Genomic DNA, 20,073 nt, shown 5'->3' on the forward strand with positions numbered 1-20,073 from the left:
GGGGTGATCCGGAGTACGGACTGTGAGCAGCGCCTCCGCAGCCATCCCGCAGCCCGGACGCACCAAGGCGTTCCTCAGGCTGGTCATGATCGAGCACTCGGTCTTCGCGCTGCCCTTCGCCTACATCGCCTCGCTGACCGCGATGTACGAGTGGGACCGGAACATCCACTGGGCGCGGCTGCTCCTGGTGACCGTCTGCATGGTGGGGCTGCGCACCTTCGCCATGGCGGTGAACCGGATCATCGACCGGGAGATCGACGCCCGCAACCCGCGCACCGCGCACCGCGAGCTGGTCACCGGCGCGATGTCCGTGCGGCACGCCTGGACCGGCGCCCTGATCGCCCTCGTCGTCTTCCTCGGCGCCGCCGCCCTGCTCAACCCGCTCTGCCTGGCCCTCGCCCCCATCGCGGTGATCCCGATGGTGGTCTACCCCTACGGCAAGCGGTTCACGAACTTCCCGCAGGCCATCCTGGGCCTGGCCCAGGCGATGGGCCCGATCGGCGGCTGGCTCGCCATCAGCGGCGAGTGGTCCTGGAAGGCCGTGATCCTGGGCCTGGCCGTGGGCGTGTGGATCGGCGGCTTCGACCTGATCTACGCCTGCCAGGACGTCGAGACCGACCGGCAGGTCGGCGTCCGGTCGGTCCCGGCCCGCTTCGGCATCCCGGCCGCGATCCGGGGCGCCCGCGCCTGCCACACGGTCACCACGGCCCTGTTCGTCTGGTTCGCCCTCGCCACCGGCGCCGGAGCCTTCTTCTGGCTGGGCCTGGTCGTGGTCGCCGGGGCGTTCGTCTACGAGCACACCATCGTCCGCCCGCACGACCTGTCCCGCCTGAACCGGGCGTTCTTCAGCGTCAACGGGTTCATCGGCATCGCGCTCTTCGTGTGCGCGCTGCTGGACCTGCTGGTGCGGGGCCTGAGCGTCTGAGGAGGCGTCCCCGGCTCCCGTCGGCCCCGAGGAACCCGGCCGGTCCTGAGCACCGTTCACCGCGCCGGTAGGCTCGACATGTGAACGCAGGAGAAACGCAGCGCAGGCCTTGGATCGTGGGGGTGTCCGGGGCGTCCGGAACGCCGTACGCGGCCGCTGTGCTGCGCGGGCTGATCGACGCGGGGCAGAGCGTCGACCTGGTGGTGAGCCGGGCCGCGCGCCTGACCCTGCTCGACGAGACCGGGATCTCCTTCCGGGACGCCCACTGGCGTGCCGACCTGCGGGAATGGCTGTCCCTCGGCGCCGACGGCAAGCCGGGCACGTTCGAGGCGGACGTCACGGACGTACGGCACTGGAGCGCCGGCGACCTCGCGGCCGGACCGTCCTCGGGGTCGTACCCGGCCCGGGGCATGCTGATCGTGCCCGCCTCGACGGCGTGCGTGGCGGGCGTCGCGCTCGGGCTGTCGAAGGACCTGCTGCAACGGTCGGCGAGCGTGACGCTCAAGGAGCGCAGGCCGCTGGTCGTGGCCGTTCGGGAGACCCCGCTGAACGGACCGACGCTGCGGCAGCTGGTCGCACTGGACGAGGCGGGCGCCACCGTCCTGCCCGCCTCGCCCGCCTTCTACGCCGGCGCGACGCACATCCAGCACCTGGTGGACTTCGTCGCCGGCCGTGCCCTCGACGCGGTGGGCGTACCCCACCGGCTCTACCGCCGCTGGGAGGGCGAACTGGGCGGCGCGACCCGTCCCGAGTGAGCGGGAGCGGCGCGAACGACACGGTCCGGCAGGCAGGCGGAGCAGTACCGGCACCACCACACTCGGCACTTCAGGACTTCAGGAACTTCTTTCAGCGGAAGGCTTCGATCGCATGGACGCGGTGGACAGGCAGCTCATCCAGGCACTGAGGGAGAACGGACGGGCCTCCTACGCGGAACTGGGGCGCCTCGTCGGCCTGTCGGGGCCGAGCGTCACCGACCGCATCAACCGGCTGGAGGCGGCCGGGGTCATCACCGGCTACCGGGCCACCGTGGACTCCGCCTCGCTCGGCCTCGGTGTCATCGCCCTCATCGGCATCTCGCTCTCCGACGCCGCCGACCACGAGGACGTCGCGCAGCGGCTGAAGGACCTGCCCGAGATCGAGGACTGCTGGTTCATCGCGGGCGACGACTCCTTCATGCTCAAGGTGCGTGCCACGGACGTCGACGGACTGGAGAGGAGCATCCGGCGGCTGTCCGGCACCAAGGGCGTCTCCCGGACCCGTACCACCATCGTGCTCTCCACGAAGTGGGAGAACCGGGTGGGCGAGCTGCCGGAAGAGGTCTGAGGGTCCAGGCGTACGGTTGACGGAGTCTTTCGGAGAAAGAGGTAGGGGTATGGACGCCGGGCTCAAGCGCGAGCTGGAGGAGAAGGTGAGGGCGGGTGTCCGCCTGACCCGCGAGGACGGCATCGCGCTGTACGAGTCGGACGACCTGGCCTGGCTGGGCGGTCTCGCGCACGAGGTGCGGACGCGGAAGAACGGCGACGTCGTCCACTTCAACGTCAACCGGCACCTCAACATGACGAACGTGTGCACCGCGTCGTGCGCCTACTGCTCCTTCCAGCGCAAGCCGGGGGAGAAGGACGCCTACACGATGCGCATCGAGGAGGCCGTCAAGCTCGCCAAGGCGATGGAGGCGGACAACCTCACCGAGCTGCACATCGTCAACGGCCTGCACCCGAACCTGCCCTGGCGCTACTACCCGCGCTCGCTCAGGGAACTGAAGGCCGCGCTGCCCGGCGTGTCGCTGAAGGCGTTCACGGCCACCGAGATCCACCACTTCGAGACGATCTCCGGGCTGAGCGCGAGCGAGATCCTGGACGAGCTGATCGACGCCGGCCTGGAGTCGCTGACCGGCGGCGGCGCCGAGATCTTCGACTGGGAGGTCCGGCAGCACATCGTCGACCACCGCACCCACTGGGAGGACTGGTCGCGCATCCACCGGCTGGCGCACGAGAAGGGCCTGAAGACCCCGTGCACCATGCTGTACGGGCACATCGAGGAGCCCCGCCACCGCGTGGACCACGTGCTCAGGCTGCGCGAGCTGCAGGACGAGACCGGCGGCTTCCAGGTCTTCATCCCGCTGCGCTACCAGCACGACTTCGTCGACATGAAGGACGGCAAGGTCCGCAACCGCCTCCAGGCGCGGACCACGATGGCGACCGGCGCCGAGGCGCTGAAGACCTTCGCCGTCTCCCGGCTGCTGTTCGACAACGTCCCGCACGTCAAGGTGTTCTGGGTGATGCACGGCGTGCGGACCGCGCAGCTCGCGCTCCAGCACGGCGCGGACGACATGGACGGCTCGGTCGTCGAGTACAAGATCACCCACGACGCGGACGACTTCGGCACGCCGAACAAGCTGACCCGCGACGACCTGCTGGAGCTGATCCAGGACGCGGGCTTCCGCCCGGTCGAGCGCAACACGCGCTACGAGATCATCCGGGAGTACGACGGCCCGGACGCCGGCCGCCGCGAGTCGCCGCAGCCCATGCGGGTCTGACCCCGCCCCGCCGTGAGGCCGGGTGCCGCACGGGTACCCGGCCCGCATGGCCACCACCAAGGCGAAGGCGTCCGCGGCGGCGCCCGAGGACGCCTACACCGCCGCGCCGTTCGTCCCGGACGGCGCGGACCTCGCCGCGCTGCGCCGCGCCGCCGCGCAGTGCCGCGGCTGCCCCCTGCACCGGGACGCCACGCAGACCGTGTTCGGCGAGGGTGCCGCGCACGCCCGGGTGATGCTCGTCGGCGAGCAGCCCGGCGACCAGGAGGACCGGCAGGGCAGGCCGTTCGTCGGACCGGCCGGCAAGCTCCTGGACCGGGCCCTGGCCGACGCCGGCATCGACCCGGGCGAGGCCTACGTCACCAACGCGGTCAAGCACTTCAAGTTCACCCGCTCCGAGCCGCGCAAGCGGCGTATCCACAAGGCGCCGAACCTGCACGAGACGGCCGCGTGCGGCCCCTGGCTCGCGGCCGAGCTGGCGCTCGTCGAACCCGAACTGGTCGTGGTCCTCGGCGCGACCGCGGGCAAGGCGCTGCTCGGTTCGTCGTTCCGGGTGACCGAGGTGCGCGGGACGGTGCTGGAGCGGGAGATCCACGGCCGTCCACAGCGGCTGGTGCCGACCGTGCACCCCTCCTCCGTGCTGCGCGCCGACGAGCGCGAGGGCGCCTACCGGGGACTGGTCTCGGACCTGAAAGTGGCTGCCAGAGCGATGAGGTAATAGGTACGATGCCCGCATGCCTCTTACTTTCACCCTGGACCCGTCCGTCGACCGAGCCCTGCGCGACGGCATCCTCGACCTGTGGACCGACGTGACGGACGCGGGTGGAGCGGTGGGTTTCGTGGCGCCCGCCTCGCGGGAGGCGATCCGCCCGGAGCTGGTGAAGCAGTTCGTGGCGATGGCCGAGGGCCGCTCCCGGCTGCTCGTCGGCCACGACGAGGAGGGCAGGATCGCCGCGACGGCCTTCCTGACCTTCAACCGGGACGACCTGTCGGCCCACTGGCTGTGGCTCTACACGGTGATGGTGCACCCCCGTCACCAGGGCAAGGGGTACGGGCGCGACCTGCTCGCGGCGGCGGCCGACGCGGCCCGCGGCTGCGCCGGCATCGAGGCGATCCGGCTCGGCTGCCGCGGCGGACAGGGCCTGGAGCGGTTCTACGCCTCCTGCGGTTACAAGGAGGTCGGCCGGATCCCCGGCGCCACCCGGGTGGGTCCCGGCGACGACCGGGACGAAGTGATCATGTTCATGCCGTTGACCTGAGCCTTCCCGTGCCCGCGCGACCCGCGTGCGGGCACGGGCCCCGCCCGTGCTTCACTGGACGGAGCCCTTTGGCCTTGTTCGGAACGGAAGAGTGATTTGAGATGCTCCGCTACACGCTGATGCGCCTCGGGATCTTCGTGGGCTGCCTGGTGGTCGTCTGGGGTCTCGTCTACGCCGGAATCGTGCCGAGCGGCCGCAACGGCTCCAACAGCCTGTGGATCCCGCTTCTCGCGCTCGTGATCTCGGCCCCGATCAGCTTCGTCGTCCTGCGCAAGGAGCGCGACCGGGCGTCCGTCCAGGTCGCCGAGCGCGTGGACCGCATGAAGGCGAACATGCAGGCCGCCGGGCTCGCTGAGGAGCTGGCCGGGGAAGAGGCGCGGAGCCGTTCCAAGGCGTCGACCTCCTCCTGACGGCGTGACGGCGTGACGGCGTGACGGCGTGACGGCGTGACGCGTGAGGCCTGACGGCGTGATCCGGTCGCGGTGCCCGGCGCCGAGCGGCCGGTCGCCCGGCGGCCGGCGGTGCGAACCGTAGGCTTGCGCCCATGGGTGCCGTGAAGACCAAGCGGATGCCGCGGGCGGTTCGCGAACAGCAGATGCTCGACGCCGCCGTGCGGATCTTCGGCCGGCGCGGCTACCGGGCCGCCTCCATGGACGAGATCGCCGAACTGGCGGGCGTATCCAAGCCGTTGGTCTACCTGTACCTGAACTCCAAGGACGACCTCTTCACCGCCTGCATCCGCCGCGAGGGCGCCGCGCTGATGCAGGCCGTCCGGGCCGGGGCCCGCCCGGACCTGCCCGCCGACCGGCAGCTCGGGGAGGGGCTGCGGGCGTTCTTCACGCACACCGCGCGCTACCCGGACGGCTGGTCGGTGCTGCACCTCCAGGCCCGTACCCACGGCGAGCCGTTCGCGGCCGAGACCGCCGCGATGCGCACGGAGATCGTCTCCTTCGTGCGGCTGCTGATCACCGAGGCGGCGCGCGACGCCCACTGCACGGGGGACGCCCGCTGCACGGGGGACGCCCGCCACGAAGGGGACGCCCGCCGCGCTCACGACCTGCCCGAGCACGAGGCGGCCGGGCTCGCCGAGGCCCTGGTGGGCGCCGCGGAGTCCCTCGCCGCCTGGGCCAACGCCATCCCGGGCGTCACGGCCCGGCAGGCGGCGCTCACCCTGATGAACTTCGCCTGGGCGGGCCTGGGCAACCTCATGGAGGGCCGCCCCTGGAGCCCGCCCGCGCCCCGGGACTGACGGACGCGCTCACCCGCGCGGCGCCCGCACCTCGCCCACGAGGTGGACCCGCGCCGCCGGGTCCGCCGAGCGCACCTCGAAGCGGCCGTCGCCGTCGGCGGCGTACGCGAGCGTGCCCGGCAGCAGCACGGGCGCCCGGAAGGCGGCCCGCACCCGGGCGGCTTCGGGGGTGCCGTGGGCGGCGAGGCAGCGGGCCACGGTCCACATGCCGTGGGCGATCGCCCGGGGGAAGCCGAACAGCCGGGCGGAGAGCGGATGCAGGTGGATCGGGTTGCGGTCGCCGGAGGCGGCGCCGTAGCGCCGGCCCAGGTCGCCGGGCAGCCGCCACTGCCCGACGGCGGGCAGCGGCGCACGCTCGTCCCGCGCGGGGTCCGCACGCTGATCCCGGGCAGGGCCCGCGGCCTCGTCCCGCGCGGAGTTCGCACCGCCGGGCGCGGGGTCGTGCGTGCGGTGACGGGCCAGGTAGGTGCTCGCCGACTCCCACACCAGGTCCGTGCCCGCGCGCACCTCGGTGACGACGGTGGCCTGGGTGCCGCGCCGGTGGGCCGCCAGGCCGTCGACGCGCACGGCGAGGGCGTACGTCCCCGCCGCGGGCAGGGCGGTGTGCCGGGTGAGGGTGATCGACGTGTGGACCAGGCCGAGCAGCGGCAGCGGGAAGCCGCCGCCGCTCATCAGGCGCATGGCGAGCGGGAAGCCGAGCACGTGCGGATAGGTGATCGGCAGCGTGTCCTCGCCGGTCGGGAAGCCGCACACCCGCTCGTAGGCGGCCAGCCGCGCCAGGTCGACGCGGACGGACGGCAGGACGAGCCGGTGGCGGGGGAAGGGCGCGTCCGGGCGGGGGCGCTTGAAGGGGGAGCACAGGGCGCCGCGCGCGAGCAGCGGGGCGAGGGCGGGCGTGCGGGTGAGGACGGCGGCGGGGCGGTCGTCCGGGTCGGCGCCGGTCACGGTCACGCCCCCAGCAGGCTCTGCCCGCACACGCGGACGACCTGGCCGTTGACCGCGCCGGAGTCCGGATGCGCGAGCCAGGCCGTCGTCTCGGCGACGTCGACGGGCAGCCCGCCCTGCGCGAGGGAGTTCATCCGGCGGCCCGCCTCCCGGATGAACAGCGGTACGGCGGCCGTCATCCTGGTCTCGATGAACCCGGGCGCGACGGCGTTCACCGTGACCCCGTGCTCGCGCAGCGCGCGGGGCGCGAGGGCGCGGACGAGTCCGGCGACGCCCGCCTTGCTCGCGCCGTAGTTGGTCTGGCCCGCGTTCCCGGCCAGGCCCGCGATGGAGGCGGTGGCCACGATCCGGCCGCCCGGGCGCAGGGTGCCGGCCGCGAGCAGCGCGTCGGTGGTGCGCAGCACGCTCGCCAGATTGACCTCCAGGACCGGACTCCAGCGCTCCGCGGGCATGTTGACCAGCCGCCGGTCCCGGGTGATGCCCGCGTTGTGGATCAGGACGTCCAGGCCGCCGGGCAGCGCGGCGGCGATCCGCTCGCCCGCGTCGGCGGCGGTGATGTCGAGAGCGAGGGCGGTGCCGCCGAGGCGCGCGGCGACCGCGCGGGCGTCCGCCTCGGCCGCGGGGACGTCCAGGACGACGACGTGGGCGCCGTCCCGGGCGAGCGTCTCGGCGACCGCCTCGCCGATGCCGCGAGCGCCGCCGGTGACGAGGGCGGTGCGCCCGGCCAGGGGCCGCTCCGGGTTTGCCGGGGCGCCCTGGGGCGCGGGGGTGTCCGGCGCCGGGGCGCCGACGTGGATCACCTGGCCGCTGACGTAGGCCGACTTCGGGGAGAGCAGGAAGCGGAGAGTGGATCCGGCGGCGTCCGCGTCGGTGAGCCGGACGAGGTTCACCGTCCTGCCCCGGCCGATCTCCTTGCCGAGGGAACGGGTGAAGCCCTCCAGGGCCTGCTGGGCGGCGGCCTGGTGGTGGTCGTCCGCATCGAGCGGGGCGCCCAGCAGGACCACGCGCCCGCTCGCGGCGACCGACCGCAGGACGGGGTGCAGCGCGGCGTGCACGGCGGCGAGCCCGTCGACGTCCCGGACCCCGGTGGCGTCGAGGACCACGGCAGCGGGGTCCCGGTCACCCGGCGGCAGTCCGGCGCGGGCGAGCACCGGGGCGGCGTCGAGACCGCTCCCGCCGGCCGTCAGGTGCAGCAGGGGGCCGTCGAGCACGGGCTGCCGCGGTGACCAGCGCCGCAGGGCCGCGGGCTGGGGGAGCCCGAGGCGGCGGGTCAGGAAACGGCCCGGCGCGGTGCCGGTGAAGCTCAGGTAGCGGTCGGCCATGTGCCGCCTCCCACGGGTCGCCAATGCTTACTGTGGAGTAAGGTTACCGGGGGTAAGCCTACGTCACGGGTGAGGAGCAGGTCGAGATGAGTCCCCTTCAGGCCGAACCGCGACAGCCCGAACCGCACGAGATCCGCCGGGTGGCGGTCCTCGGCGGCGCGCGCATCCCCTTCGCCCGCTCCGACGGCCCCTACGCCACCGCATCCGACCAGGAGATGCTCACCGCCGCCCTGGACGCCCTCGTCGAGCGGTACGGCCTTCAGGAACCCGGCGCGGTGGGCGAGTTCGTCGCCGGCGCCGTCCTCAAGCACAGCCGCGACTTCAACCTCGCCCGCGAGACCGTCCTCGGCTCCCGGCTGGATCCGCGCACCCCCGCCTACGACATCCAGCAGGCCTGCGGCACCGGCCTCCAGGCGGTGATCGCGGCCGCCAACAAGATCGCCCTCGGGCAGAGCGGGTCCGCGATCGCGGGCGGTGCCGACACCGCGAGCGACGCCCCGCTGGGCGTCAACGACGACCTGCGCCGCATCCTGCTCGCCGCCCGGCGCGCGAAGTCCACCGGCGCCCGGCTGAGGGCTCTCGCCCGGGTGCGCCCCCGCCACCTCGTCCCCGACATCCCGCGCAACGCCGAACCCCGCACCGGCCTGTCCATGGGCGAGCACGCCGCCGTCACCGCCCGCGCCTTCGGCATCACCCGTAAGGCGCAGGACGAACTGGCGGCCGCCAGCCACCAGCGGCTCGCCGCCGCCTACGACCGCGGCTTCTTCCAGGACCTCGTGGTCCCCTTCCGCGGCCTGGAGCGCGACCAGAACCTCCGGCCCGGCTCCACGGTGGAGAAACTCGCCTCGCTCAAGCCGGTGTTCGGCCTGGACCGGCCCGGCCCGACCATGACGGCGGGCAACTCCACGCCCCTGACGGACGGCGCGGCGACCGTGCTCCTGGCGTCCGAGGACTGGGCGCGCGCCCGCGGCCTGGAACCGCTCGCGTACCTGACGGCGTACGAGACGGCGGCCGTCGACTTCGTGGGCGGCGACGTGGCGGACGGCGAGGACGGCCTGCTGATGGCGCCCGCCCACGCCGTACCGCGGATGCTGGAGCGGGCCGGGCTCGGTATCGAGGACTTCGACCTGGTCGAGATCCACGAGGCGTTCGCCTCCCAGGTGCTGGCGACCCTGGCGGCCTGGGAGAAACGCGGCCTGGCACCGGTCGACCGCGCCCGCCTCAACGTGGTCGGCTCCTCCCTCGCCACCGGCCACCCCTTCGCCGCGACCGGCGCCCGCATCGTGGCGACCCTGGCCCGGCTGCTCGCCGAGCGCGAGGGTCCGGCGCGCGGACTGATCTCCGTCTGCGCGGCCGGCGGACAGGGCGTGACGGCGATCCTGGAGCGCGCCTGAGCCGTGCGCGCGGACGGACCCGCGACCGCGCACGCGCAGGAAGCACCGGGAGGAAGCAACCGCGGAGACCGCCGGAGGGAAGCACCCGCGCAAACACCGGGGCAAGCACCGGGAGTACCCACGGAAACCGGGGGAAGCACCCGCGGAAAAGGTGCGCAACCCGCACAACCCCGTCCCCGGACCATCGCCACGCCCGCCCCGATTCCGCACGGACTCCCCATGAACACGCCGTACGATCCCGAGTGCAACCGGCGGTAACCCCGAAGGCCCCGCACAGCCGCGCACGCACCACCGGTGAACGACTCGGTCCGCACCGTGCGTACCCCATGCGGCGAAGCAGGACACAGCCGCAGGCCCCAGGAGCTGCCATGCCCATCTCGTACTCGTCGTCCCCGTGGCCGTCCGGCTCTTCCGCGCCCCCGCCCTCCGTCCCCGGCCACGCAAGCCCCGGCGCTCACGGCCCCGACCCCTACGACTACGACTACGACCAGGGCCCCGGCGGCGGCCTGGGAGCCCCCGTGCCGCGGCTCACGCGGCTGGACGGCGAGGTGCGCGAGGCGTACGTGCCCCCGCTGGTGGCCCGGGTGACCCACGGCTCACTGGCCGACCTGCCGTTCGAGAACGCCGCCGCCGACCCCGAGCGCCGCGTCCTCAGCCGCCGCGGCGAGGACGGCACCTGGACCCACGTGACCGCGCGGCACTTCGCCGCCCAGGTGCGCGCCCTGGCGAAGGGCCTGATCGCGGAGGGCCTGGCACCGGGCGACCGGATCGCCGTGATGGCGCGCACGCGCTACGAGTGGACGCTGCTCGACTTCGCGGCCTGGGCCGCCGGGCTCGTCACCGTCCCGGTCTACCCGACCTCCTCCCTCTTCCAGATCCGCTGGATCCTGCACGACGCGGGTGCCGTGGCCCTGGTGACCGAGACGGCCCGCCAGGCGGCGGCGCTCGGCCCGGAGCGCGACCGCCTGCCCGGCCTGCGCCACCTGTGGGTCATGGACCACGGCCACCTGGACCGGCTGGCGGAGCTGGGCGAGAACACCGTGGCGGACCAGGAGACCGACGTACGCCGGGGCGTCCTCGGCCCCGACACCCCGGCCACCCTCGTCTACACCTCGGGCACGACGGGCCGCCCGAAGGGCTGCGCCCTGACGCACGGCAACTTCCTCGCCGAGGTCGACAACGCGATCGAACTGCTCTACCCGGTCTTCAAGGCCAAGGACGTCAAGAACGCCAAGGACGCGAAGGACGCCAAGGAGCCGGAGGAGCCCGCGACCCTGCTCTTCCTGCCCCTCTCGCACGTCTTCGGCCGCATGGTCGCGGTCGCCTGCGTCCGCGCCGGGGTACGGCTGGGACACGCGCCGAGCCTTGCGGCGAAGGACCTGCTGGACGCCCTCGCGAGCTTCAGGCCCACGTTCCTGCTGGCCATCCCGTACATGCTGGAGAAGATCTACAACAACGCGCGGGCCACGGCCGAACGCGGCGGCCGGGCGTCCTCCTTCGACCGCGCGGCCGGGGTGGCCCGCCGCTACGCCGAGGCGGTCGAGGCCCGCCGGCACGGCTCGGACCCCGGCCCCGGCCGCCCCCTCAAGGCGGCCCGCGCCTTCTACGACCCGCTCGTCTACCGGCGCATCCGAGGCGCCCTCGGCGGCCGTCTGCGGCACGTCATCTGCGGCGGCTCCCCGCTGGGCCGCCGACTGGCCGCCTTCTACGCGGGCGCGGGCATCAAGATCTACGAGGGCTACGGCCTCACGGAGTCGACGGGCGCGGCGACGGTCACGCCACCGCACCGGCCCCGCCTGGGCACGGTGGGCTGGCCGCTGCCGGGCACCCGGGTCCGTATCGCCGCGGACGGCGAGGTGCTGCTGAGCGGCGGCCAGGTGTTCCGGGGGTACTGGGAGCCCCACGCGGGCGGGGTGGTCCCGGCGACCCACGACGGCTGGTTCGCCACGGGCGACATCGGCCGCCTGGACGACGAGGGCCACCTGACGATCACCGGCCGCAAGAAGGAGATCCTGATCACCGCGGGCGGCAAGAACGTGGCCCCGGCGCCCCTGGAGAACTGGCTGCGCTCGCATCCCCTGATCTCCCAGTGCATGGTCCTGGGTGACGGCCGCCCCTACATCGGGGCGCTGATCACCCTGGACCCCGAGGGCATCACCCACTGGCGCCGGATGAACGGCAAGCACCCCGTGCCCGCCGAACTCCTCACCGACGACCCGGACCTGGCGGCCGTCCTGCAACGGGCGGTGGACGAGGCGAACAAGCTCGTCTCCCGCCCCGAGTCGATCCGCCGCTTCGCCGTCCTCCCGGTGGACTTCACGGAACAGGCGGGTCACCTGACACCTTCGATGAAGCTGCGCAGGCAGGCGATCATGCGTGACTTCGCCCGGGAGGTGGAGGGGCTGTACGGGGGCTGAGGTACGCGGGCGCGGGTTCGCGCCGCGGCCGCGGCTCCGGCTGCGGATTCCATGCCTCCGTGGTGTGCGTCGCCGTCGCCGCCGGCTCGGTCTCCGGCCCCGGGCCCAGGCCCGGAGCCGGGGAGTCGGCGCCGAGGTCGCGGCAGCAGGCCACCACCGTCTCGGCGAACGCGCGGGCCAGCGGGCTGAGCGCGTCCCAGCGGCGGACCGCCCAGCCGACGGACAGCGGGCGCAGGGCCGGTACGGGCACCAGGCGCAGCGGGCCGTCCGGCGTCGTGTGCCCGGGCAGGGCGGGCAGCACCGCACGGCCCACCCCCAGCTCGGCCAGCAGGAACGCCGTGTCCCAGTCGGCGACGCTCGTGTCCGAGCCGAACCGGACGCCCAGCTCGGCGCAGGCGGCATCCAGGTGCGCGGCCGAGGTGGAGTTCGGCGGCAGCCGGATCAGGCGCAGGTCGCGCAGCTGGGCCGCGTCGACGCAGGCGCGGTCCGCCAGCGGGTCCTCGGCCCGCACCGCCAGCACCCACGGCAGGTCCAGCACCCCGCGCTGCTCGATGCCCCGCACCGGGGCGCCCAGCGTGACCCAGGCCAGGTCCAGCTCGCCGCCGGCCAGCGCGTCGAAGCAGCCCCGGCTCGAACTCTCCGTGAAGAACTCCAGGCTGACCTTGGGGTAGCGCTGCCGGAAGGCGACGACCGCGTCCGCCATGAAGTGCCGTACGGTCGTCGCGCCGGTCGCGATCCGCACCTCGCCGCTCTCGCCGTCGGCCAGGTCGCGCAGCCGCCGCAGCGCACCGTCCAGGCCGGCGAGGCCGTCTGCGGCGGCTGCTCGCAGGACCGCGCCCGCCGGGGTGGGGACGACCCCGCGCGGCCGGCGTTCCAGCAGGCTGACGCCGGTCTCCCGCTCCAGCCGCTTCACGTGCTGGCTCACCGCCGACTGGGTGCAGCCCAGGTCCCGGGCCACCGCGCTGAGGTTGCCCGCCCGGCACACGGCCACGAACACCCGTAGATCATCGAGAGTCACCGGCCCAGGCTAGCCGCAGACGGCCACCCAGACCCAAGCTTTCCCTTGGGCATGCGCACAAATCCCCAGGATTGACTGGACCTTGCTCCTGTACGACGATCTTTGCAGGGCCCGGGCGGCAACCCGCTCCGCCTCCCGCCGGGGTCCGGACCAGGGCGGGGGAGGGAGCGGGTGCCGACCCAACCGGAACGGATGCCGCCCGAGCGGACCGGAAGCGGCGGCGGAAAAGGCAGGAGCCCCGTCGCCGGAAGGCGCGGGGCTCCTTGGGTACTTCAATCAGAACGGTTACTGCGCGCGGACGCTCAGACCGGGGTGACGTTCTCCGCCTGCGGGCCCTTCGGGCCCTGGGTGACGTCGAAGGACACCTGCTGGTTCTCTTCGAGAGAGCGGAAACCGGTCGCGTTGATCGCGGAGTAGTGGACGAAGACGTCGGGGCCTCCGCCTTCCTGGGCAATGAAGCCAAAGCCCTTTTCGGCGTTGAACCACTTCACGGTTCCGGTAGCCATAAGCCCTCCTTGGGCTCAAAGGGTCGCCCTGCTCCAGAACCTGCAAATGTGAAAACGAGATCGCCGCACAACTGCATACGTCTGAAAACGACCAGAGCCCGCGGTTACATGCTCCGCAGGCTCTGTACTGCAAGGGAAACCAAAACTGCAACTTGCTGGTGAGCCTAGCATGCAGGCACCGGAACGCAATAGGGGCCAAGATCACGTCACCCGGATGTTTGAAGGCTCTGGTGAGAGGTTGACGCAACAGGTCGGGAGAAGCCGGACATCCAGGCGGCCGAACGGGTGAGCGGGAGGTCCGGACCCCGGCGTTCCGGCGGCCGGCAGGGCGTCGGCGGGGGCGGCGGCGGAAACCGGCGGGCCGGGGTCTAGTCTCGCGATGTGGACAATTCTCGCATCCGGCCGCGCGTCGGCCACATCCAGTTCCTCAACTGCCTGCCCCTCTACTGGGGGCTCGCGAGAACCGGCACGCTCCTCGACTTCGAGCTGACCAAGGACACCCCGGAAAAGCTCAGCGAGCAGCTCGTGCGGGGAGATCTCGACATCGGCCCCGTGACCCTCGTCGAGTTCCTCAAGAACGCGGACGACCTGGTCGCCTTCCCCGACATCGCCGTCGGCTGCGACGGCCCGGTGATGTCGTGCGTGATCGTCTCGCAGGTCCCGCTGGACCGGCTCGACGGCGCCCGGGTCGCCCTCGGGTCGACCTCCCGCACCTCCGTCCGCCTCGCCCAGCTGCTGCTCGCCGAGCGGTACGGGGTGACGCCGGACTACTACACCTGCCCGCCCGACCTCAGCCTGATGATGCAGGAGGCGGACGCGGCGGTGCTCATCGGCGACGCGGCCCTGCGCGCCAACCTGCACGACGGCCCGCGCTACGGCCTCGACGTGCACGACCTCGGGCAGCTGTGGAAGGAGTGGACGGGCCTGCCGTTCGTCTTCGCCGTCTGGGCGGCGCGCCGCGACTACCTGGAGCGGGAGCCCGTCATCACCCGCAAGGTGCACGAGGCCTTCCTGTCCTCGCGCAACCTCTCCCTGGAGGAGGTCGGCAAGGTCGCCGAGCAGGCGGCCCGCTGGGAGGCCTTCGACGAGAAGGTGCTGGAGAAGTACTTCACCACCCTCGACTTCAGCTTCGGCGCCCCGCAGCTGGAGGCGGTCACGGAGTTCGCCCGTCGCGTCGGCCCGACCACGGGCTTTGCGGCGGACGTGAAAGTGGACCTCCTGCGGTCCTGAGGCCCGCGTACGGGGGCGGGGCGGACACCGGCACCCGCCCCGCCCCTGTGTCCCGGCGGTGCCGCCGCGCTCCGGCCCACCTCGGACGGACCGAAGGCGGGCAACCGCAGGGCCCGCTCGGAGCGCGTGTCCCGGCCGGGGCCGACGGCCTGGCGTCGGCCCGCGATCAGCACTGGCGTAGGCTGTTTCGGTCCGTCCAATCCCTACGAACCCTCTGCGAAAGGGACGCCGGTGACCGAGAAGGCCGACCTTCAGTCCGTCCTCGACCGTGCCGCCGCGGGCGGACGGATCTCCTACGAGGAAGCGCTCGACCTGTACCGGCACGCGCCGCTGCACGCGCTGGGCGCCGCCGCCGACGCCGTACGCCGCCGCAAGTACGCCGGCACCGAGCACATCGCGACGTACATCATCGAGCGCAACATCAACTACACGAACGTGTGCGTCACGGCGTGCAAGTTCTGCGCCTTCTACGCGGCCCCCAAGGACACCGCCAAGGGCTGGACCCGCGACCTGGACGACATCCTGCGCCGCTGCGCGGAGACCGTCGAGCTCGGCGGCACCCAGATCATGTTCCAGGGCGGCCACCACCCGGACTACGGCGTGGAGTACTACGAGAAGCACTTCTCGGCCATCAAGAAGGCGTTCCCGCAGCTCGTCATCCACAGCCTGGGGGCCTCCGAGGTCGAGCACATGGCCCGGATCTCCAAGGTCTCCGTCGAGGAGGCCATCACCCGCATCCACGCGGCCGGTCTCGACTCCTTCGCCGGCGCCGGCGCCGAACTCCTGCCCGAGCGGCCCCGCAAGGCCATCGCACCGCTGAAGGAGTCCGGCGAGCGCTGGCTGGAGATCATGGAGACCGCGCACCGGCTGGGCGTGGAGTCCACCTCCACCATGCTGATGGGCACCGGCGAGACCAACGCCGAGCGCATCGAGCACCTGCGGATGATCCGCGACGTCCAGGACCGCACCGGCGGCTTCCGCGCCTTCATCCCGTACACCTACCAGCCGGAGAACAACCACCTGAAGGGCCGCACGCAGGCCACGCTCTTCGAGTACCTGCGGATGATCGCGATCGCCCGTCTCTTCCTGGACAACGTCATGCACATCCAGGGCTCCTGGCTGACCACCGGCAAGGAGGTCGGCCAGCTCACCCTGCACTACGGCGCCGACGACCTCGGCTCGATCATGCTGGAGGAGAACGTCGTCTCCTCCGCCGGTGCCAAGCACCGCTCCAACCGCATGGAGATCATCGAGCTGATCCGCAGGGCGGGCCGCGTCCCGGCACAGCGCTCCACGACGTACGAGCACATCGTCGTGCACGACGACCCGGCGAACGACCCCGTCGACGACCGCGTGATGTCCCACATCTCCTCCACGGCGCTCGACGGCGGCACCGCGCACCCGGAACTGAAGCTGCTCGCCTCCAACTGAGCCGCCCGGACGAACCGCCGAGTCCCATGCTGACGATCCACCGCCCGCTGGCGGACCCGGACCGCTCGGTCGCGGTCGAGGGCGACCGGATCGTGGGCCTCGGCCCGTACGAGGAGCTGCGCGCCGCGCTCGGCGCGGGCGCCCGCCTCCGCGAGTGGGCCGGGACCCTCGTCCCCGGCCGGTACGAACCGGACGCCGTACGCCTGCTGGAGACCCTGTACTGGCCCGACCCGCGCGAGGCCGGCGAGCTGGGCACGCAGCCGCTGCCCGTCGGCCCGGACGGCATGTCCGACACCCGCTGGGGCGCGAGTGCCCGGCGCGGGCTCCAGCGGATGCTGGCACGCGGGGTGACGTCGGTGGCCGGACCGTTCGACCGCCCGCCGGTGCGGACCGCCGTGCAGCGCTCCGGCGTCCTGGTCGGCCCCGGCGCCCCGGCCCTCGCCCCGGGCGCCCGCGCGGACTTCGCCGTCCTCGCGGCGGACGGGAGCTGCCTGGCGACCGTGGTGGGCGGACGGCTCGTCCACCGGCGGGCATGAACACGATTGCGGCGGTTGACCGTACTTGTCTGCGCGGCGACACCGGAGCCGAGTGCGTCGAGCACGCGGACCTCACCGCCCACATCGCCCTGCGACAGCGAGAACCCGGCCGGAGGCCGCTTCGCCGTCGCGCACGAGGCCTTCGCCCGGTTCGTGGGGCGGCGGCGCGGGGCGAGCTGCGGGTCCCGGGCGGGCGGCTGCAACAATGACGGGGTGACCCGCGCATCCCTGGAGAAGCAGCCGCACGAAGTCGCCTCGATGTTCGACGACGTGGCGGAACGGTACGACCTGACCAACGACGTCCTGTCCCTCGGACAGGACCGGCGCTGGCGCAAGGAGGTCGCCAGAGCGGTCGACGCGCGCCCGGCGCAGAAGGTCCTCGACCTCGCCGCCGGCACGGCCACCTCCTCGCTGCCGTTCACCCGCGCCGGGGCCTACGTCGTGCCCTGCGACTTCTCGATCGGCATGCTCCAGGTGGGCAAGCAGCGGCACGGCTGGCTGCCGTTCACCGCGGGCGACGCGACCCGGCTGCCGTTCAAGGACGACACCTTCGACGCGGTCACCATCTCCTTCGGGCTGCGCAACGTGCAGGACTTCGACGCGGCGCTGCGCGAGATGCACCGGGTGACGCGGCCCGGCGGACGCGTGGTGATCTGCGAGTTCTCGCACCCGACGTGGGCGCCCTTCCGTACCGTCTACACGGAGTACCTGATGCGGGCGCTGCCGCCCGTGGCCCGCGCGGTCTCCTCCAGCCCGGACGCGTACGTCTACCTCGCGGAGTCCATCCGGGCCTGGCCCGACCAGCCGGCGCTGGCCGGACGGCTGCGCGAGGCCGGCTGGTCGAAGGTGGCCTGGCGCAACCTCACCGGTGGGATCGTCACCCTGCACCGGGGCTTCAAGGCCTGAGGGCCGGCCGGTCAGCGGGGGCCGACGACGGCGCAGGGCTCGCCGGGCTCACCGCCCGGCCGGCCCGGCTCGTCGAGTTCGCGGCGCAGGCCGCCCGGGGGCGGCCCCGGCACACGCGGCTCACGGACGCCCCCGCCGCCCTCGCCCGGCCCGAAGTCGAACCACACGTACACCAGGGAGTCGCGCGGCACCTCGGCGCCGGGCCGCGGGTACTGGCGTACGACGTGGTCGACGACGGTGAGGTGGAAGTCGGGCCGGTCGGGCGCGTCGAGCAGCAGGCCCCGCGCCCGGGCGGTCTCGCGCGCGTCCACGGCCATCAGGCCGACCAGGCGCGGAACGCGCACTTCCGGTGTCTTGGGCCTCGGGTACACGGACGTCACCCCCCAGCGGTACCGGCAGGGTAGCCGCCCGGAACACCACCCGGAAGCTCTCTGTGTCTTTCCGTGGCATTTGATTACACGGGGTGACTGTCACTCTCCGGGCCGAGCGAGAGCCGGTAGCAGTGGCCGATCCGCTCCTGGTCCGGTGTCACGAAGGTCTCCGCGTGGTGCATGCCCAGACGCCGGGTCACCGCTATGGAGCGCGTGTTGCGCCGGTCGACCATCGCGACCACGCCCGGCAGACCGGCCGCACGCAGCCGCTCCAGGGTCATCCGGGCCGCCGCCGTCACGTAACCCCGCCCCCAGTACTCCCGGCCGAGGCGCCAGCCGATCTCGATCTCGCCCACCGGGCCCCACTCGCCGGGCCACGGCTGGGCGCCGGTGAAGCCGATGGCCCGGCCGGACTCGTCGAGCATCGTCCAGAAGCAGAAGCCGCGTTCGGCGTCGTGCCGGCGCTGGCGGGCGGTCAGCTCCTCGTAGACGGACAGCTCCGCGGAACGGCCGCCGTGGTACTCCATGACGTCCGGGTCGTCGAAGAGGCGGTGCCAGGCGACGGCGTCCTCGTCGGTGGGGACGCGCAGCCGTACGACGGGCGGAACTCGGTTCACAGGGCAGCCCTTCAGCCGGGTGATCAGTGCCGCTGAATAGACTGCCCATGTCCAGTGCCGGTCGGCACGCAGATTTCGAACTTGGGGAGATCCCGCCGTGACCGTCGAGACTGAGCCCCTCTCCGACCCCCTCTCCGGGAGCAGCGCCGATGTGATCGTCGTGGGTGCGGGACCGGCCGGTTCCACCACCGCGTACCACCTCGCCCGGGCCGGTCTCGACGTCCTCCTGCTGGAGAAGACCGAGTTCCCGCGCGAGAAGGTGTGCGGCGACGGTCTGACCCCGCGCGCCGTCAAGCAGCTCGTCGCCATGGGCATCGACATCTCGGAGGAAGCGGGCTGGCTGCGCAACAAGGGCCTGCGGATCATCGGCGGCGGCGTCCGGCTCCAGCTCGACTGGCCCGACCTGGCCTCCTTCCCCGACTACGGACTCGTCCGCAAGCGCGACGACTTCGACGAGCAGCTCGCCCGGCAGGCCCAGAAGGCGGGCGCGCGGCTGTACGAGCGCTGCAACGTCTCCGGTCCCGTCGTGGACGACCGCACCGGCCGCATCACCGGCGTGAAGGCCAAGCTCGGCGAGGAGAAGCGGGAGGTCACCTTCCACGCGCCGCTCGTCGTCGCCGCCGACGGCAACTCCACCCGGCTCTCCCTGGCGATGGGCCTGCACCGCCGTGAGGACCGCCCGATGGGCGTCGCCGTGCGCACGTACTTCACCTCGCCGCGCCACGACGACGACTACCTGGAGTCGTGGCTGGAGCTGTGGGACCGGCGCGGCCCGCAGGACCGCCTGCTGCCCGGCTACGGCTGGGTCTTCGGCATGGGCGACGGCACGTCCAACGTGGGCCTCGGCGTGCTGAACACCTCGGCCGCCTTCAAGGAGCTGGACTGGCGGGAGATCCTGAAGGCCTGGTGCGCCTCGATGCCCGAGGACTGGGGCTACACCCCGGAGAACATGACGGGACCCATCCGCGGCGCCGCGCTGCCGATGGCCTTCAACCGTCAGCCCCACTACACGCGCGGCCTGCTGCTCGTCGGCGACGCCGGCGGCCTGGTGAACCCCTTCAACGGTGAAGGCATCGCCTACGCCATGGAGTCCGGCGCGCTCGCCGCCGACGTCATCGTCCAGGCGCACTCCCGCGCCACGCCCGCCCAGCGCGAACTGGCCCTCCAGCGCTATCCGCGCGTCCTGAAGGACACCTACGGCGGCTACTACACGCTGGGCCGTGCCTTCGTGAAGCTCATCGGCAACCCGAAGGTCATGCAGATCGCCGCCCAGCGCGGCCTCACGCACCCGCTGCTGATGAAGTTCACCCTCAAGCTCCTCGCCAACCTCACCGACCCCACCGGCGGGGACGCGATGGACCGCATCATCAACGGCCTGAGCAAGGTGGCGCCGAAGGCGTGAGACAGCCGCGGG

The 20,073-nt window shown here is 72.9% G+C and carries 21 protein-coding genes; 15 read left to right on the forward strand and 6 right to left on the reverse strand.

The window, feature by feature from the left end; genetic code table 11:
- Positions 1-22: 22 nt before the first annotated feature.
- The 8 genes from mqnP (at position 23) to ACFC02_RS12050 (ending at position 5,966) form a co-directional block, all read left to right on the forward strand.
- Complete coding sequence (gene mqnP / locus ACFC02_RS12015) at positions 23-925, forward strand: menaquinone biosynthesis prenyltransferase MqnP (RefSeq protein ID WP_376355568.1); 903 nt, start codon at positions 23-25, stop codon at positions 923-925.
- An 80-nt stretch (positions 926-1,005) separates the two neighbouring features.
- Positions 1,006-1,680 (forward strand): UbiX family flavin prenyltransferase, encoded by a 675-nt coding sequence (locus ACFC02_RS12020; protein ID WP_376355570.1) that lies wholly within the window; start codon positions 1,006-1,008, stop codon positions 1,678-1,680.
- A gap of 112 nt (positions 1,681-1,792) precedes the next feature.
- Positions 1,793-2,248 (forward strand): Lrp/AsnC family transcriptional regulator, encoded by a 456-nt coding sequence (locus tag ACFC02_RS12025; protein WP_376355572.1) that lies wholly within the window; start codon positions 1,793-1,795, stop codon positions 2,246-2,248.
- Positions 2,249-2,297: 49 nt separating this feature from the next.
- Positions 2,298-3,461: an aminofutalosine synthase MqnE gene (mqnE, locus tag ACFC02_RS12030; RefSeq protein WP_376355574.1), complete on the forward strand. Its 1,164-nt coding sequence runs from the start codon at positions 2,298-2,300 to the stop codon at positions 3,459-3,461.
- Between the two features lie 46 nt (positions 3,462-3,507).
- Complete coding sequence (locus tag ACFC02_RS12035; protein WP_376355575.1) at positions 3,508-4,176, forward strand: UdgX family uracil-DNA binding protein; 669 nt, start codon at positions 3,508-3,510, stop codon at positions 4,174-4,176.
- A 16-nt stretch (positions 4,177-4,192) separates the two neighbouring features.
- On the forward strand, positions 4,193-4,717 hold the full coding sequence (locus ACFC02_RS12040; protein WP_376355577.1) for a GNAT family N-acetyltransferase: 525 nt from the start codon (positions 4,193-4,195) through the stop codon (positions 4,715-4,717).
- A gap of 101 nt (positions 4,718-4,818) precedes the next feature.
- Positions 4,819-5,127, forward strand: a complete 309-nt coding sequence (locus ACFC02_RS12045) for a DUF4229 domain-containing protein (RefSeq protein WP_376355579.1) — start codon at positions 4,819-4,821, stop codon at positions 5,125-5,127.
- 134 nt (positions 5,128-5,261) lie between these two features.
- A complete protein-coding gene (locus tag ACFC02_RS12050) occupies positions 5,262-5,966 on the forward strand; it encodes a TetR/AcrR family transcriptional regulator (protein ID WP_376355581.1) in 705 nt (234 codons plus the stop codon).
- A 9-nt stretch (positions 5,967-5,975) separates the two neighbouring features.
- Here the strand turns inward: ACFC02_RS12050 and ACFC02_RS12055 are convergent, their stop codons facing one another.
- Both ACFC02_RS12055 and ACFC02_RS12060 read right to left on the reverse strand, forming a co-directional pair.
- The gene (locus tag ACFC02_RS12055) at positions 5,976-6,911 is read right to left on the reverse strand and encodes a MaoC/PaaZ C-terminal domain-containing protein (protein WP_376355658.1); all 936 of its coding nucleotides are present in this window, start codon (positions 6,909-6,911) and stop codon (positions 5,976-5,978) included.
- A 2-nt stretch (positions 6,912-6,913) separates the two neighbouring features.
- The gene (locus ACFC02_RS12060; RefSeq protein WP_376355583.1) at positions 6,914-8,233 is read right to left on the reverse strand and encodes a 3-oxoacyl-ACP reductase; all 1,320 of its coding nucleotides are present in this window, start codon (positions 8,231-8,233) and stop codon (positions 6,914-6,916) included.
- 86 nt (positions 8,234-8,319) lie between these two features.
- On the opposite strand from ACFC02_RS12060, the gene ACFC02_RS12065 reads away from it, so the two are divergent.
- Complete coding sequence (locus ACFC02_RS12065) at positions 8,320-9,627, forward strand: acetyl-CoA C-acetyltransferase (protein ID WP_376355585.1); 1,308 nt, start codon at positions 8,320-8,322, stop codon at positions 9,625-9,627.
- Between the two features lie 368 nt (positions 9,628-9,995).
- Entirely contained in the window at positions 9,996-12,044 is a 2,049-nt protein-coding gene (locus ACFC02_RS12070) for an AMP-dependent synthetase/ligase (protein ID WP_376355587.1), read from the forward strand.
- Here ACFC02_RS12070 and ACFC02_RS12075 read toward each other — a convergent pair.
- Together ACFC02_RS12075 and ACFC02_RS12080 are read right to left on the reverse strand one after the other, a co-directional pair.
- Positions 11,998-13,062 carry a LysR family transcriptional regulator gene (locus ACFC02_RS12075; RefSeq protein WP_376355589.1) on the reverse strand — a complete coding sequence of 355 codons (1,065 nt, stop codon included), beginning with the start codon at positions 13,060-13,062 and terminating at the stop codon, positions 11,998-12,000. The genes ACFC02_RS12070 and ACFC02_RS12075 overlap by 47 nt on opposite strands.
- Positions 13,063-13,364: 302 nt before the next feature.
- Positions 13,365-13,568: a cold-shock protein gene (locus ACFC02_RS12080; RefSeq protein WP_004984723.1), complete on the reverse strand. Its 204-nt coding sequence runs from the start codon at positions 13,566-13,568 to the stop codon at positions 13,365-13,367.
- Positions 13,569-13,949: 381 nt separating this feature from the next.
- Here ACFC02_RS12080 and ACFC02_RS12085 point away from each other — a divergent pair, with 381 nt between their 5' ends.
- The 4 genes from ACFC02_RS12085 (at position 13,950) to ACFC02_RS12100 (ending at position 17,671) form a co-directional block, all read left to right on the forward strand.
- Positions 13,950-14,798 carry a menaquinone biosynthetic enzyme MqnA/MqnD family protein gene (locus ACFC02_RS12085; protein WP_376355591.1) on the forward strand — a complete coding sequence of 283 codons (849 nt, stop codon included), beginning with the start codon at positions 13,950-13,952 and terminating at the stop codon, positions 14,796-14,798.
- Positions 14,799-15,029: 231 nt separating this feature from the next.
- Positions 15,030-16,229 carry a cyclic dehypoxanthinyl futalosine synthase gene (mqnC, locus tag ACFC02_RS12090; protein WP_376355593.1) on the forward strand — a complete coding sequence of 400 codons (1,200 nt, stop codon included), beginning with the start codon at positions 15,030-15,032 and terminating at the stop codon, positions 16,227-16,229.
- A 26-nt stretch (positions 16,230-16,255) separates the two neighbouring features.
- Positions 16,256-16,765, forward strand: coding sequence for a hypothetical protein (locus ACFC02_RS12095; protein WP_376355595.1), 510 nt, complete (start codon positions 16,256-16,258; stop codon positions 16,763-16,765).
- A gap of 213 nt (positions 16,766-16,978) precedes the next feature.
- Positions 16,979-17,671: a demethylmenaquinone methyltransferase gene (locus ACFC02_RS12100; protein WP_376355597.1), complete on the forward strand. Its 693-nt coding sequence runs from the start codon at positions 16,979-16,981 to the stop codon at positions 17,669-17,671.
- Between the two features lie 11 nt (positions 17,672-17,682).
- On the opposite strand, the gene ACFC02_RS12105 is transcribed toward ACFC02_RS12100, so the two are convergent.
- On the reverse strand, positions 17,683-18,015 hold the full coding sequence (locus tag ACFC02_RS12105; protein WP_376355599.1) for a PASTA domain-containing protein: 333 nt from the start codon (positions 18,013-18,015) through the stop codon (positions 17,683-17,685).
- 110 nt (positions 18,016-18,125) lie between these two features.
- Complete coding sequence (locus ACFC02_RS12110) at positions 18,126-18,659, reverse strand: GNAT family N-acetyltransferase (protein ID WP_376355601.1); 534 nt, start codon at positions 18,657-18,659, stop codon at positions 18,126-18,128.
- Between the two features lie 97 nt (positions 18,660-18,756).
- Between ACFC02_RS12110 and ACFC02_RS12115 the strand changes: the two genes are divergently transcribed.
- Entirely contained in the window at positions 18,757-20,061 is a 1,305-nt protein-coding gene (locus ACFC02_RS12115; protein ID WP_376355603.1) for a geranylgeranyl reductase family protein, read from the forward strand.
- Positions 20,062-20,073 lie beyond the last annotated feature (12 nt).

The sequence above is a fragment of the Streptomyces sp. NPDC056160 genome, from assembly GCF_042268205.1.
GTDB lineage: Bacteria > Actinomycetota > Actinomycetes > Streptomycetales > Streptomycetaceae > Streptomyces.